Origin of the sequence: Acinetobacter sp. SH20PTE14 (genome assembly GCF_021391555.1) — a bacterium.
GTDB classification, from domain to species: Bacteria; Pseudomonadota; Gammaproteobacteria; order Pseudomonadales; family Moraxellaceae; genus Acinetobacter; species Acinetobacter amyesii.
Genome location: NZ_CP090067.1, coordinates 2,673,081 through 2,687,673, shown reverse-complemented (window position 1 = coordinate 2,687,673; position 14,593 = coordinate 2,673,081). Strand labels below are relative to the sequence as shown.

Here is a 14,593-nt window from a genome sequence, read left to right as displayed (position 1 = left end):
CTTATCAATAAAATCGCTATTAAATATGTAAAAAACGCATTTTCTTGATAGATAAAATCTCGTTATGCTGTGCATTGTTATAATAGAAATTACTAGCTGTACGCCATGTATTTATATACTGATTTTGACCAGCAACTGGTTAATGAACGTGTTGCACAGTTCCGTGATCAAACGGAACGTTATTTAGCAGGTAAATTGACGGAAGATGAATACCGTCCACTGCGTCTTCAAAACGGCCTTTATGTACAACGTTATGCACCGATGCTACGTATTGCAGTACCTTATGGCCTGATGAATTCTAAACAATTACGTAAAATTGCGTCATTGGCTCAGGACTATGACCGTGGTTATGCGCACGTATCTACTCGTCAAAACATTCAGTTTAACTGGCCTGCACTAGAAAATGTGCCTGATATGTTACAAGAGCTCGCATCTGTTCAAATGCATGCGATTCAAACTTCGGGTAACTGTATTCGTAACACAACTACTGACCAATATGCAGGTGTGGTTGCGGGTGAAATTGCTGACCCACGCCCAACGTGTGAATTGATTCGTCAATGGTCAACTTTCCACCCAGAATTCGCTTTCTTGCCACGTAAGTTCAAAATTGCAGTTTCAGCACTGGAAGAAACTGATCGTGCGGCAACGTCTTTCCATGATATCGGTGTGTATATCGTGAAAAATGAAGCAGGCGAGATTGGCTATAAAATCAAAGTTGGTGGTGGTTTAGGCCGTACCCCAGTGATTGGTAGCTTTATTCGTGACTTCTTGCCACGTGAAGATTTGATTGCTTATTTAGAAGCGGTACTTCGTGTATACAACTTACACGGTCGTCGTGATAACAAATATAAAGCGCGTATCAAAATTTTGGTGAAAGCATTAACACCAGAAGTATTTGCAGAGAAAGTGGAAGCTGAATTTGCACATACCATCAAAACTTTAAAAATTGATGCTGATACCTTGGCGAAAATGGATGAGAACTTCACACCATTTGATTACCAAGATTATGCGGATGAAGATTTTGCAGAGCAATTTGCCGCAGAGCCGAAATTTAAACAATGGTTCAACATCAACACCAATGCACATAAAGTCAAAGGTTACCGCATCGTTACGATTTCTTTGAAACGTGCGGGTATTGCACCGGGCGATATGACTGTTGAAGAAATGAACCTGATTGCTGACTTGGCTGACAAATATACCTTTGGTGAGTTCCGTACCACACATGAGCAAAACATTGCGCTTGTTGATGTACCGCAAAAAGATTTGTTTGATCTGTGGAAAATCCTTGATCAACATAATCTTGCACGTGCGCATATTGGGTTCTTAACCGATATCATTTGCTGCCCAGGTGGTGATTTCTGTTCATTGGCAAATGCGAAATCGATTCCAATTTCTGAAGCGATCTCTCGTCGTTTTGATGACTTAGATACCATTTACAATTTAGGTAAATTGGATCTGAACATCTCTGGTTGTATGAATGCGTGTGGTCACCACCATGTCGGTAATATCGGTATTTTAGGTGTAGATAAAAAGGGTGCTGAGTTCTATCAAATCACTTTGGGTGGTAATGCCGACCATGATGCATCAATTGGTGACATCTTAGGCCCATCATTTGCAGCCGAAGTTGTACCAGACATCATTGAAGAAATCTTAAATACTTATCTAGACCTTCGTGCAGAAGGCGAAGAGTTTATTGATACTTACCGCCGTGTTGGCATCCAACCATTTAAGGAGCGTGCATATGCTTAATACAGCACTACAAGTCCTCTCTAAAGATGGCTCGATTGCAGACAATACTTACCAAGTCATTGGTGAAGATGGTGTGTTGCCACAAGGTGACGTGGTTTTAACAGTTGAGCAGTTAGATCAACTTGCGAATGTGTCTGGTAAAAAAGCACTTTTCGTAACGGTGGATGCTTCACCTGAAACCAATGAATTCCCGCTTGATCAGTTAGATGCAATCTTTATCGAGTTTGCTGGTTTTAACGATGGTCGTGGCTATTCATTTGCTGCGTTGTTACGTCGCCAAGGTTTTCAAGGCGAGCTACGTGCAACAGGTGATGTATTCAAAGATGTGTTGAACTACATGAAGCGTTCAGGTTTCGATACTTTTGTAGTGAAAGAAGGTAAAGATATTGCTGAAGCTGCTGCTGGCTTAGGTGATTTTACCAATCCATATCAAGCTTCAACTGCAGTGCCGCAAGCGCATTATCAAACTGGTGCTTAAGTGCCTTGATCAATAAAAAAGCCTCCATTCGGAGGCTTTTTTATTGATCAAAATACTTTTAATGAGTGATTATTCATTTTTAAGCTGGCAATTGACCATCCATTTAATACCGAAGTGATCGGTAAATGCGCCATAGAGTGCACCCCAAAAGGTCTTTTCGAGAGGCATTTCTATAGAGCCACTTTTGGACAATGCATCAAACAATCGTTTGGCTTCAGCTTGTTCACTGCTTTCTAAATTAATCGAAATATAGTGATTGCTGCCTAAGGTAAAGGGTTGATTGGATTGCGCACAGAATTGTTCGTTGACATCTGAGGCCATCAGCACGGTAAATTCATTGATCGGTAGGGAAATATGCATAATCTTGCTGATTTGCATCGGATAGTGAAATGCCTTCCTCAGCATGCATATCACCATAACGCATCACATTGAGGAACTCTCCACCAAGTACAGAGCGATAAAAATTAAAGGCTGCTTCGGTATTGCCTTGAAAATTCAAGTAGTGATTGAGCTGCATAATGGTCATCCATTTTTTATTATGTCGACATTTATTTTAAGAGCCTTTGCTGACCTGTATGTGAACAATTTATGTCTAAAATGTAAGCATAAAAAATCCCTCTTACAGAGGGATTTTTCAGTCTCCCTCCTTTATTAAAGGAGGGGTTAGGGGAGGATTAAAGAATATTCCCTCTAAATCGCCCTTTGCGAAGGGAGTTTACAGAGCATTAAAGCAATTCAATCGCCACAGCAGTCGCTTCACCGCCACCAATACACAGTGCTGCAATACCGCGTTTACCACCTGTCCGTTTTAATGCATGGATCAGCGTTAATATAATGCGTGAACCTGTAGAACCAACTGGATGTCCAAGCGCACAAGCACCACCATTGATATTTACTTTTTCAGCATCTAATTTAAATTCATCAATAGGGCACATCGTGACCATGGCAAAAGCTTCATTGATTTCCCATAAATCTACATCAGCAACATTCCAACCCGATTTATCTAGAACTTTTTGAATTGCGCCTACAGGTGCAATGGTAAACTCGGATGGATGTTGTGAATTTGATGCATAAGCCACAATTTTTGCGAGCGGATTTAAACCTTTTGCTGAAGCTTGATCTGCTGAAGTTAAAACTAAAGCAGATGCACCATCAGAAATAGAACTTGCATTGGCAGCGGTAATCGTTCCATCTTTAGCAAAAGCAGGGCGCAGCGTTGGAATTTTTTCGATATTAGCGTTAAAAGGCTGTTCATCTTTATCGATAATCACATCGCCTTTACGACTCGAAACAGTGACAGGCACGATTTCGTCAGCAAAATAACCCTCAGTAATTGCAGTTTGAGCACGTTTAAGCGAGCGAATGGCGAAGTCATCCATTTGTTCACGTGTATAGCCTTTGGTATTTGCCATATCTTGCGCAAAAGAACCCATGAGTCGGCCCGTTTCTGCATCTTCTAGGCCATCTAAGAACATATGATCTTTAACGTCACCGTGGCCCATACGGTAGCCAGCTCGTGCTTTGGTCAAAACATAAGGGGCATTGGTCATTGACTCCATACCACCTGCAACCACGACTTGAGCCGAACCTGCCTTAATCATATCTGCCGCTTGCATCACGGCCTTCATACCTGAACCACACAGCTTGTTGATGGTTACGGCACCAGTTGAATCTGGAAGACCGGCTTTACGCATCGCTTGACGGGCAGGACCTTGTTTCAGACCAGCCGGAAGCACACAGCCCATAATGACTTCTTCAACATCTGTCGGTTGTAAACCCGCGCGTTCGATGGCTGCTTTAATCGTAACTGCGCCTAATTCTGGTGCAGTGACAGCGGCTAAACTCCCTTGAAAACCACCCATTGCTGTACGGGCACCATTCACGATGACGATATCAGTCATTACATGTCTCCATTTTCTTATACATTAATTTTTGAATACGTCAGCAGTATAAGTAAAATTGAACAGGAATAAAGCAAATTTAAAAGGCTGCTTTGGACTCACCGGTTCTCAAATTAGCAACTGGTTGGGTTTTCAAATCGGATATGTCCCATTCGACTTAAGACTGCTCGGATCGGTTGAAGCGTTGATTTCGAACAGTAGTAGAAACTACCATTTGAACCATTGGGTAAACCGGAGCTAGCCTGAAAGGTGAGACTTGGAATGTGTAGAGTCCCACGCCAAGACAGATCGCCATATTTTAAATTGAGTTTATCTTGCAGCAATATTTTTTCATTTGCGTCGACTTGACGGTTTTTATTACTGTCAATAAATATGATCAGACCACTGTTCCAGTTGTTAGGTTGGCAAAGTTTAAAGTTAAGACTAGGACAAATCACAATATTGGAATGATAAATAGTGGCCTGAGCCCGTGCGAATGCATTGTGATTCTGAATAGTCAATTTGATGTTATTTGCTTCTCGCTGCGCCATTAAATTGTTGAAATGTGGTAAAGCTATCGTCACGATAATGACCATAATCGCAATTGAGACCAAAAGTTCAAATAACGTAAAGCCGGTTTCTTTATTGTAAAGCATTGATTTAATCCAAAAATTAATATTATTTTTATATGTCTAATGTTATATGTGTTTTTAATGGCGATATTAATTTTGAGTATAGAATTTTATTACTCAATTTTAGATAAAGCTGTTAAAATGAAAATAGCAAGTGACAATAGGCGATTCACTGCTCAAAATTGAGTAAAAATTTACCGAATTACAACGGAAATTGTAAGTAATTTTGTCAATAATTTACTTGATTAGATTAATCAAGCACTTGGAAAAAGAAAAAAGTGTTTGTATGATTCAGCGTGAATAGCTTAAAAAAAAAACTGGGGTATAAGAAAGCCTATCTCAGGATAGCCAATTTTTCGGCTTGAGCTTGAACAACAATTGTTATCTCTGGAGGATAAATCCATGAAAATGAGTCGTATTGCATTAGCAATGCTCGTAGCTGCTCCTTTAGCAGCTGCAAACGCAGGCGTAACTGTTACTCCATTAATGCTTGGTTACACTTTCCAAGATTCTGAACACAACAACAGCCGTGGCAACCTTACTGAAGGTCCAGAGCTACAAGACGACTTGTTTGTTGGTGCAGCACTTGGTGTTGAATTAACTCCATGGTTAGGTTTCGAAGCTGAATACAACCAAGTTAAAGGCGATGTGGATACTGATTGGGGTGAGTACAAACAAACTCAAATCAACGGTAACTTCTATGCTACTTCTGATTTGATCACTAAAAACTATGACAGCAAAGTTAAGCCATATGTATTGTTAGGTGCTGGTCACTACAAATACAAATTTGACGAAGCTGCTGCTCGTGGTTTAGGTGCTGACCGTGGTACTACTGAAGAAGGTACTTTGGGTAATGCTGGTCTAGGTGCTTTCTGGCGCTTAAACGATGCTTTATCTCTACGTACTGAAGCTCGTGCTACTTACAACATCGATGAAGATTTCTGGAACTACACAGCTTTAGCTGGTCTTAACGTAGTTCTTGGCGGTCACTTGAAACCTGCTGCTCCTGTAGTTGAAGTTGCTCCTGTAACTCCAGTTGCTCCAGTTGCTCCAGCTCCTCAAGAGTTGACTGAAGATCTTAACATGGAACTTCGTGTGTTCTTTGATACAAACAAATCTAACATCAAAGATCAATACAAACCTGAAATCGCTAAAGTTGCTGAAAAATTAGGTGAATACCCTAATGCTACAGCTAACATCGAAGGTCACACAGATAACACTGGTCCACGTGCTCTAAACGAACGTTTATCCCTAGCTCGTGCTAACTCTGTTAAATCTTCACTTGTTAACGAATACAACGTTGACCCAGCTCGTTTATCTACTCAAGGTTTCGCGTGGGATCAACCGATCGCTGACAACAACACTAAAGAAGGCCGTGCTATGAACCGTCGCGTATTCGCTACGATTTCTGGTAGCCGTACTGTAGTGGCTCAACCTGGTCAAGCTCAATAATTTGAGTTTAACTTCGGTTAGAAAAAAGCGGCTCTTTTGAGTCGCTTTTTTTTGTTAAAAAATTAAAAAAGAGACTTAAATTTGGCTAAAAGGCACTAACCAAAATGCCTTATTAACTTTTGAATAATCGTAGGATGTAAATGGATACATCTATTCAAAGGTTATAAAGCATGTAAAAATTCAAATTATTTGTATATTAATTAATCATTTGTTTGCCTAAGAGCTTTAATTTAACATGCACAGTTTTTGATTTAATTTTTTATAATATTAATTAAAAACAAATAGTTACATTTATTTTATCTACAATTTATAGAAAATGAATATTTATATTTTTCATTAAAAAAATATATTCATCGGGATTCATGATGCAGTTAAGAATTATTCTAAATATAATAATGATTCTTATTCAAATAAAACTAATCTTGAAATGATGAATAATTTTGCAAAAACACACTTAGTACGTTCAATAACTATGGTGCTACTCGGTGTTGGAGGGGCTACTTCTGCGCTTGCAGCGGATACAACGGTGCTTGAGAAAATTGAGGTTGAGGTACCTGCAGAAAAACAAATTGCGAATGGCAAGTTAAAAGCAAATACAGACCTTGGTGCATTGGGAAATCAAAAAATTGTTGATACGCCATTTAGCGTGACGGCATATAGCGAAAAGTTAATTGAAGAACAGCAAGCGATCACCGTGGGTGAAGTGCTGAGAAATGATGCGAGTGTTCGTATAACAACCAACCAAGGTCATTTAAACGAAAACTTTAATATTCGTGGCTTTGACATCAATCACGATGACATTGCACTCAATGGTATGTACGGTATGGCGCCTTATGGACGCGTACCGACTGAATTTCTAGATTCGGTAACGGTTTTAAAAGGTCCGAATACCTTGGTTGCAGGTATGTCGCCTGCTGGTGGCGTCGGTGGTGTGGTCATCGCTAAAACTAAGCGTGCAGATAAAGAAAAAACTCAAGTTTCAGCTTCAATGGAAGAAGGTGGGTTTTACCAATCGGGCTTTGATGTATCTCGTCGTTTTGGTGTTGAAAAAGAGTTTGGCTTACGTGTGAATGGTGCTTATGGTCAAGGTGAGCACATTATTGAAGGCATGGAAGATAAACATGCATCAGGTGCAATTGCTGCAGACTATACAACGGATAAATTGAAACTGAATTTTGATGCCTATGCGGTACGTGATGATCGTAATGGCGGTTCGCCTGCGATGGTAGCATTTGGTGTCAAAGATGCACATGGCCATACCTATAATGGTGTGCTTGCTGCACCTAAAGGTGATACCAATTATTTTAAAAATTTGGAAGGCCATACTGATAGTGAGTTTGTAGGCTTAAGTGGTGAATATGCATTTACACCTGACTTAAATGTTTATGCAGGTGTAGGGCATATTGAAAAGGCGTATAGTGGTCATATTTTTGGTACGCGACTTGTCGTCGGCCAAGCAGATGGTCATGCCACATCTCAGTACTATCGTACGGGGTCATCTGAGTCGATTACATCAGCAAATACAGATATTCATTATAAGTTTAATACGGGTGCTATAAAACATGCTATAAATGTCCGAGCTGATTATTTGACCAAAGAAACAGATCAGCATGTGAAAGCGACGCAAGAGAATATTGATTCAACTAATTTGTATGATCCCAACACGACTGTAGGGATGCCTTCAGCGTACCCAATGGTTAAACCGAATTTAGATAATAAATATACCAGCTATACGGTATCTGATCAGATTTCAATGTTAAATGATAAATTGCAGCTGATTGTTGGTGCACGCTATCAGGATATCGATACCAAGAATTTACAGAAAAAAACAGGCTATCAAGACGATAAAATATCCCCAAGCTTAGGTGTTGTGGTTAAACCATTTGGTGAGAATCTTTCTATTTATGCAAACTATGTTGAAGGTCTTTCTGAAGGTGTAACGGTGAATAATGTTGCAGATGCCAACAATAATGTCACCTTTGCGCCATTCCAAACCAAACAATATGAATTGGGTGCTAAATATCAAACAGGTAGTTGGTTAAATACATTTGCACTGTATCAAATTGAAAAACCATCGACGATGTCTTCTGATTATTCTGATGGAATTACAGGTAGTAGTGTCAATCAAATCACAACAGATGATGCAGAAACAAGGTCGCGTGGCGTCGAGTGGGTATTTTCTGGAGAGATTTATACTGGACTAAATTTGATGGGTAGTTTGGCTTATATCGATGCTGAATATACCAAAGCAGCGGTGAAAAATGGTGTAACTAATCAAGGCAATACGGTATATGGTATTCCTGACTTTACCGCAACGCTTGGCTTAGATTATGCGGTACCTTATGTAGATGGTTTAAATGTGAATGCGCGTGCAAATTATGTGAGTGAACAATATTTAAATGAAACTAATAGTCTTAAATTACCAGACTATACAATCTTAGATTTAGGTGCGCGTTATAAAACCAATTTGGGTGGTGTAAATACTACATTCTTAGCCAATATTGCTAACGTGACTGATGAGAAATATTGGGAAGGTACATTCAACTCAGGTTATGCCTTAGTGGGTGGTCCACGTACCTATAAAGTCGGCGTGACTTTTGATTTCTAAGTTAGTTTAGTTATATTATATAAAAAGCCACCGTCAGGTGGCTTTTTTGCAAATGAATGATTTACGGAATATATTGCTTAACCACACCGTCATCGAGGAGTTGTTGGAAATGTTCAACCACACTTTGTTGAATATCTCGGTACTCAATGCCCAATTCTTTTTTACTTTTTTCAGCATTAAAGTAAATTGGGTAACCCATATTCAGTTCAACAAACTTTCGTGGGAAACCTGCAAGAGGGCCAAATGCTTTAAAGGCAAACTTCGGTAAGGTATTGCGCGGAAATGGAAATTTATTCCCAAAATGTGCGCGCAATAATTTGCCCATATCTAATAGGCTTAATGTGCCACCACTAATTATATAACGTCCGCTCGCTGAGGGATTGAGAGCTGCTTGTACGTGCGCATCGGCAACATCGCGAACATCGACGATACCATTCCACATTGGTGGAACACCGGCCAAAGTCATACCATTGGCAAACTGCTGTAAAACCTCAACACTGCCAGACTGAGTCGATGCTGTTAATGAAGGGCCCATCACTAAGGCTGGATTTACACAAACCAAATCCCAGCGTTGTTGTGCTTTTTGCATTTCCCACGCTTTGCGCTCAGCCATCACTTTTGAATATGGATAAGGCTGATGAGTTTCTGAACTGGAGGTATTCCAATGCGATTCATCAAATTCATTATGCTCGGTCTGTAGAATATCAATGGCATCACCATAGGTTGATGCGATGCTTGAAGTCACGACAACACGTTGTACAGATTCTGTTTTATTGACACTGTTGAGTACATTTTCAGTGCCTAAAATAGCCGGCTCAATAATGTCTTTTATTGCGTCTTTATAGTTGGTCACTACAAAAGGGGATGCCATGTGGATCACAATGTCACAACCTTGCATGGCTGAATCAAATGCACCCTCATCTAATAAATTGGCTTGGAACAGTTTTAAAGTGCCAGTTGTATCAGCTGCAATTTTTTCGAGATGTGCAAATCCTGATGTTTTATTCAGATCACGAACTGTGGCATGTACCGTGTGCCCTAATTCAAGTAAGTTTTTAATGACCCAACTGGCAATATAGCCTGTCGCACCTGTGACGAGTATCTGTTTTGTTGTCTTGCTATTCATATTCTTCAACTTTAATTGACGCATTTTTTTATCATATTGAGAATATTTGGTTTTGTCTTTGATTGATTTGAAAAAATATATGTTGATGATTGGGTTTAATACGCTCTAAATTCAGCAGAAAATGCATGTGAATGCTGTAAAAGTACTTTTTTATGATCTTAAAAAGTGTGAATATGGGATGAATGTTGGATAGATGCATATTATTATGATTATGGACGCAAAATCTCACAAATAAATGGACAAAGAGTCATATCTAACTTGTGAGCTTTAATTTAAAGCTTAGATCAGAGTTATAGGCTTCTTCATTTCGTATAACAGCCATTATGTTAAATAGGTTATTTCTATTAGCTTCTGTAAAGCTCAATAGTAAATTAAGCTAGTTTCTTAATGTGACAGAACCTTATTATTTGCAGGAATGTATTTGAGATTTTGGTAAGTAGATCAGAAATTATGGAACAAAGAACAAAACGTAAGAGAATTAAAGAAGGTGATGTGATTGCAATTAATTTGGGGAATCTAAGCTATGGCTATGGCATAGTTTTAAAATCTCCATTGGCAGGGTTCTACAATTTACAGACGAAAAATTTAGAATTGAATGTTAATTTCATAACATCACATTCGATTTTGTTTAAAGTACCTGTCATGAATTACGCATTTAAATCCGAGAAATGGTATATTATTGGGAATGTAGAATTAAATGACGATTTAAAACAGAAGGTTTACTTCTTTAAGCAAGATATGTTTGATCATTCAATTTCTATTTATTATGAAGATGGAACTGAGGGTATCGATATTCCAGCAACATATGAAGAAGTAAAAGATTTGGAACGTGCTGCTGTATGGGATCCTGAACATGTAGAAGATCGTTTAAGAGATCATTTTAATGGTGTTCCGAATGAGTGGGTTAAACAATTACGCCCTAAACCCTCTGCATCTTAAAATTAACATAATACACCTTACACGAAATTCTATTTTTTATTTCATATAAATCAATATCTTATACTTATATAAAAAGCCCAATCAACACTGATTGGTTTTTTTTGTTGATTCTTCATGTTTTGCGACTATTATTCAATCAATGTTCCACGGTTTTGTTTAATGAGATAGCAAACAAAAATGTTCAGATAAAATAAGCATAGATGTGTAAGTCGTTATTAATTTTGCAGATAGATAAATAAAAGGATGGGGGCGTCATTACGGTCAAATTCACGTACAATATTGACTAATTTGCAGGTATAGATCCTGCCTTATCAGATGATTCTGTTCTCCCGTTGAATATTGGCATACACATGGCGCAAGCAAAGAAATCTTTTCCGCAGCAAAAATCGGAATTACATGCACGAAATCTGCATCGCAGTCGTTACGATTTTCCGCAGTTAATCAAGAGCTGTCCGGAACTTGCACCTTTTGTCAGCCCAAATAAATATAATGATTTATCGGTAGATTTTTCTGATCCACACGCAGTGAAAATGCTCAATAAAGCATTGCTCAAGCATTTTTATGGCATTCAATATTGGGATATTCCCAAAGATTTTCTTTGCCCGCCTATTCCAGGCAGAGCTGACTATATTCATTATTTGGCTGACTTGTTGAGTGCCAACAATAAAGCTCAGATTCCAACTGGACACGCTGTTCAAGTTTTAGATATTGGGGTTGGCGCGAACTGTATTTATCCGATTATTGGTCATCGCAGCTATGGCTGGAAATTTGTAGGCTCAGACATACATGCTGCATCGGTTAAAAGTGCTCAATTTATTGTGGAGGCAAATCCGAATCTGCGTAAAGGCATTCAGATTCGATTGCAGAAAAAAGCGAGCAATATTTTCAATGGTGTGATTAAACCTTCAGATCGTTTTGATTTGACTATGTGTAATCCACCATTTCATGCCTCACAAGATGAAGCCAACGCGACAGCAACGCAAAAATTAAGAAAACTGGGCAAGCCAGTTGATCGGAGCAAGGTGGTATTAAACTTTGGCGGTCAAAAGAACGAACTCTGGTGTGATGGCGGCGAAGAGCGATTTGTCTGCCAAATGGTACAAGAGAGCATCCAGTTTGCTGAACAATGTCTTTGGTTTAGTACGCTGGTTTCCAAGAAAACAACATTGCCAGTGCTTTTAAAGGCCTTAGCGAAGAGCGGTGCAGTGGATGTGAAAACCATTAAAATGACGCAGGGACAAAAAGAAAGCCGTTTTGTCGCTTGGACTTTTCTAGATTTAAGGCAACAGCAAGCGTGGAAGAATGCACGTTGGACTTCAGCTTAAGTCTGTCTTCGTTGGAGATTTTCGCCTTGTCTTTGACAGCAATGCATAGGGCATCAATATAAAGTTTCCCATAGCGATAAGCTCAGTGTGTTGAATCAATCAGGAGATATTTTTGCTAAACAAGACGCATTGTTAATTGTTACAAAAAACAGCATCCAGCGATTTTTGATTATTTCGTGTTCTAAATGCCTTAAATTTTCTGCAAGGGCTTCTTTTATATGTGAAAAATGCGCGGAATTGAACTGCAAATGCGTATGTTTATCATTTAAATTTTATATAAATCATAAACTTACAAAAATTATATTTTGCATTCATTTTGAAACTTGTCCATAATATTTGAAAAGGGTATGGAGTGAAGAAAATGCGTGGCAATCCAGAAGTCGTAGACTACTTAAATATGCTGATCGGTGGCGAACTGGCTGCTCGTGATCAATACTTAATTCATTCCCGTATGTATGAAGATTGGGGCTTAAGTAAAATCTTTGAACGTATCGATCATGAAAGCCAAGAAGAAGGCTCACATGCAGATGCATTGATTCGGCGCGTATTGTTCCTTGAAGGAACGCCGAATATGAATCGTGATGATATTGAAGTCGGTACAGACGTTGTGACTTGTTTAAAAGCGGATTTGGCGCTTGAATATCATGTTCGTGAGAAACTTGCACAAGGCGTAAAATTGTGTGAAGAAAAGGGTGACTATGTGACCCGTGATATGCTGCGTCAGCAAATGTCAGATACTGAAGAAGATCATACTTACTGGCTTGAAAAGCAAATGCGTTTGATCGAACTTATTGGCCTACCAAATTATATTCAGTCTCAAATGTAATTTAAAAAATATCCAAAAAACCCAGCTTCTGCTGGGTTTTTTATTGGGGCATGAAAACTATTGTTGTAGTCTTTTGATATCTGCCAAGACTTGCGCCGCATGTGTCTGTGTAATCACACTGGTGTAGTGATAAACAATAATACCTTTCGGGTCAATGAGAAAGGTTTCACGTTTGGCAACTTTCAAAATCCCTAAGTTTCGTACAATACCTAACTGAGTAGCCAGCTTGTGCTGTTGGTCGGCAAGAATTGGAAAGGGAAGTCCGAGTGCTTTAGAGAACTTTTGATGTGATGCAACATCATCTAAGCTTGCGCCCAAAACAACCGCATTACTTTTTAAAAATTGTGGATATAGGGTTTTAAATTGATTGGCTTCTTCTGTACAACCGGGTGAGTTGTCTTTGGGATAAAAGTACAGAACAAGCCATTTGCCTTGATATTGCTTCAGTTCGTGCCATTTTCCATTTTGATCTTGCAATTTAAAGTTGGGTGCGGGTGTGCCTACCCATTGTTTTTGTTTGTTTTGACTGGTGCTGAGTATTGATGTTTCGGCAACTGTGATTTGGGTAGTTGCTATTAAAGCACATGTCATTAAACAGATTTTTAGCAATGAAGAAACTTTCATAGAGCATCAGTTTATATCGTTCTTTATCTGATCTTAGCAAATTTTAAAGTGCTGTAGGCTAGCTGATTTTATATTTATCAAAGTCGATTGCGAATGTCTTTTGGCAAATCGGTTGATGTGCTGAAATGCCACTTTCAAACTTGCTTTGAGCTTTTATACTATTTGGAATCGTTTAATTTTAGAGTTTGCATTGAAACAAAAGATTTTACTTATTACTGGTTGGGGCGGCGGTCGTAAATTACTGGCTCCTTTACAGCAGGCATTGATCGCGCAAGGTTATCAGGTCGAATTATGGAATATTTTTGATGCCTTAAATCTAGCAGTGCTCGAACAGAAAGTTGAATCGGCGCAGCAATTTGATGTGATTATTGGCTGGTCTCTTGGTGGTCAATTGGCGACGATTTTGGTAGATGAAATTCAAAAAAAATATCAACAACAAAAAGTGCTGATCACACTTGGCTCAAATCCAAGTTTTGTGGCTGATGAACAGTGGCCTGCTGCGATGGATCAAGTCAGTTTTCAAAGCTTCAAACAATCTTTCGAGCAGGATGCAATTTCGACCCTAAAAAAGTTTGGTTATATGGTTTGTCAGGGCACTGATAGCAGCAAGCAAGATTTCATCACCTTGCAAAGTTTGATTCAAGCGCAAAATTTAGATGTGCTTCGAGCAGGATTGAACTGTTTGGAGAAGCTTAAAAATGTCAGTATCTTGAAAAATTACACTGGTCATCAATACCATTTGTTTGCTAAGCAAGATTTTTTAGTTAGTTACAAAGTTGAACGCTTACTGCGTAATTTAGCTGTAAAGTTTTTGGAGACTGAATTGGTTTCTGGCTCACATGGCTTTCCATTGTTTCAATCTGAAGTCATAAGTTGCAAAATCTGCCAATATTTAAAGAAAATAGAACAAATCTCTGAATAGCTGGGCTTTATGGCAATTTATTTTTCCTTGCC

At 38.9% G+C, this 14,593-nt stretch carries 12 protein-coding genes and 1 pseudogene; 8 read left to right on the top strand and 5 right to left on the bottom strand.

Annotated elements, in window-relative coordinates:
• The first annotated feature begins 105 nt into the window (after positions 1 to 105).
• Together LXF01_RS13130 and LXF01_RS13125 are read left to right on the top strand one after the other, a co-directional pair.
• Positions 106 to 1,749 (top strand): nitrite/sulfite reductase, encoded by a 1,644-nt coding sequence (locus LXF01_RS13130; RefSeq protein ID WP_078190090.1) that lies wholly within the window; start codon positions 106 to 108, stop codon positions 1,747 to 1,749.
• A complete protein-coding gene (locus tag LXF01_RS13125; protein WP_168379542.1) occupies positions 1,742 to 2,227 on the top strand; it encodes a DUF934 domain-containing protein in 486 nt (161 codons plus the stop codon). Before LXF01_RS13130 ends, LXF01_RS13125 begins: the two co-directional genes overlap by 8 nt.
• A gap of 69 nt (positions 2,228 to 2,296) precedes the next feature.
• Here the strand turns inward: LXF01_RS13125 and LXF01_RS13120 are convergent.
• From LXF01_RS13120 to LXF01_RS13110, 3 genes and pseudogenes are all read right to left on the bottom strand, one after another.
• A pseudogene (locus LXF01_RS13120) lies at positions 2,297 to 2,744 on the bottom strand (VOC family protein).
• Between the two features lie 208 nt (positions 2,745 to 2,952).
• Positions 2,953 to 4,128, bottom strand: coding sequence for a thiolase family protein (locus LXF01_RS13115; protein WP_180011606.1), 1,176 nt, complete (start codon positions 4,126 to 4,128; stop codon positions 2,953 to 2,955).
• A gap of 113 nt (positions 4,129 to 4,241) precedes the next feature.
• Complete coding sequence (locus LXF01_RS13110) at positions 4,242 to 4,763, bottom strand: GspH/FimT family pseudopilin (protein ID WP_180025009.1); 522 nt, start codon at positions 4,761 to 4,763, stop codon at positions 4,242 to 4,244.
• A 378-nt stretch (positions 4,764 to 5,141) separates the two neighbouring features.
• Between LXF01_RS13110 and omp38 the strand changes: the two genes are divergently transcribed.
• Together omp38 and LXF01_RS13100 are read left to right on the top strand one after the other, a co-directional pair.
• On the top strand, positions 5,142 to 6,191 hold the full coding sequence (gene omp38 / locus LXF01_RS13105) for an outer membrane protein Omp38 (protein ID WP_078190085.1): 1,050 nt from the start codon (positions 5,142 to 5,144) through the stop codon (positions 6,189 to 6,191).
• A 430-nt stretch (positions 6,192 to 6,621) separates the two neighbouring features.
• Entirely contained in the window at positions 6,622 to 8,799 is a 2,178-nt protein-coding gene (locus LXF01_RS13100; RefSeq protein WP_233945478.1) for a TonB-dependent receptor, read from the top strand.
• Between the two features lie 61 nt (positions 8,800 to 8,860).
• Here LXF01_RS13100 and LXF01_RS13095 read toward each other — a convergent pair whose 3' ends face one another.
• Complete coding sequence (locus LXF01_RS13095; protein WP_233944517.1) at positions 8,861 to 9,949, bottom strand: SDR family oxidoreductase; 1,089 nt, start codon at positions 9,947 to 9,949, stop codon at positions 8,861 to 8,863.
• A 426-nt stretch (positions 9,950 to 10,375) separates the two neighbouring features.
• Between LXF01_RS13095 and LXF01_RS13090 the strand changes: the two genes are divergently transcribed.
• The 3 genes from LXF01_RS13090 (at position 10,376) to ftn (ending at position 13,015) form a co-directional block, all read left to right on the top strand.
• The gene (locus LXF01_RS13090) at positions 10,376 to 10,864 is read left to right on the top strand and encodes an immunity 26/phosphotriesterase HocA family protein (RefSeq protein WP_233944516.1); all 489 of its coding nucleotides are present in this window, start codon (positions 10,376 to 10,378) and stop codon (positions 10,862 to 10,864) included.
• Positions 10,865 to 11,214: 350 nt separating this feature from the next.
• Positions 11,215 to 12,189, top strand: a complete 975-nt coding sequence (gene rlmF / locus LXF01_RS13085; RefSeq protein ID WP_180124382.1) for a 23S rRNA (adenine(1618)-N(6))-methyltransferase RlmF — start codon at positions 11,215 to 11,217, stop codon at positions 12,187 to 12,189.
• 361 nt (positions 12,190 to 12,550) lie between these two features.
• Positions 12,551 to 13,015, top strand: coding sequence for a heteropolymeric bacterioferritin subunit Ftn (gene ftn / locus LXF01_RS13080; protein WP_067762676.1), 465 nt, complete (start codon positions 12,551 to 12,553; stop codon positions 13,013 to 13,015).
• Positions 13,016 to 13,072: 57 nt separating this feature from the next.
• Here the strand turns inward: ftn and LXF01_RS13075 are convergent, their stop codons facing one another.
• Positions 13,073 to 13,639, bottom strand: coding sequence for a peroxiredoxin (locus tag LXF01_RS13075; protein WP_180073181.1), 567 nt, complete (start codon positions 13,637 to 13,639; stop codon positions 13,073 to 13,075).
• A gap of 190 nt (positions 13,640 to 13,829) precedes the next feature.
• Here LXF01_RS13075 and LXF01_RS13070 point away from each other — a divergent pair, with 190 nt between their 5' ends.
• On the top strand, positions 13,830 to 14,561 hold the full coding sequence (locus LXF01_RS13070) for a YqiA/YcfP family alpha/beta fold hydrolase (RefSeq protein WP_233944515.1): 732 nt from the start codon (positions 13,830 to 13,832) through the stop codon (positions 14,559 to 14,561).
• Positions 14,562 to 14,593 lie beyond the last annotated feature (32 nt).

What these genes read in the sequence shown, in the direction of transcription:
- LXF01_RS13100 (WP_233945478.1), top strand. Translation starts at nt 6,622, where the DNA reads ATGAATAATTTTGCAAAAACACACTTAGTACGTTCAATAACTATGGTG.
- ftn (WP_067762676.1), top strand. Translation starts at nt 12,551, where the DNA reads ATGCGTGGCAATCCAGAAGTCGTAGACTACTTAAATATGCTGATCGGT.
- LXF01_RS13125 (WP_168379542.1), top strand. Translation starts at nt 1,742, where the DNA reads ATGCTTAATACAGCACTACAAGTCCTCTCTAAAGATGGCTCGATTGCA.
- LXF01_RS13115 (WP_180011606.1), bottom strand. Translation starts at nt 4,128, where the DNA reads ATGACTGATATCGTCATCGTGAATGGTGCCCGTACAGCAATGGGTGGT.
- LXF01_RS13130 (WP_078190090.1), top strand. Translation starts at nt 106, where the DNA reads ATGTATTTATATACTGATTTTGACCAGCAACTGGTTAATGAACGTGTT.
- LXF01_RS13110 (WP_180025009.1), bottom strand. Translation starts at nt 4,763, where the DNA reads ATGCTTTACAATAAAGAAACCGGCTTTACGTTATTTGAACTTTTGGTC.
- rlmF (WP_180124382.1), top strand. Translation starts at nt 11,215, where the DNA reads ATGGCGCAAGCAAAGAAATCTTTTCCGCAGCAAAAATCGGAATTACAT.
- LXF01_RS13075 (WP_180073181.1), bottom strand. Translation starts at nt 13,639, where the DNA reads ATGAAAGTTTCTTCATTGCTAAAAATCTGTTTAATGACATGTGCTTTA.
- omp38 (WP_078190085.1), top strand. Translation starts at nt 5,142, where the DNA reads ATGAAAATGAGTCGTATTGCATTAGCAATGCTCGTAGCTGCTCCTTTA.
- LXF01_RS13095 (WP_233944517.1), bottom strand. Translation starts at nt 9,949, where the DNA reads ATGCGTCAATTAAAGTTGAAGAATATGAATAGCAAGACAACAAAACAG.
- LXF01_RS13090 (WP_233944516.1), top strand. Translation starts at nt 10,376, where the DNA reads ATGGAACAAAGAACAAAACGTAAGAGAATTAAAGAAGGTGATGTGATT.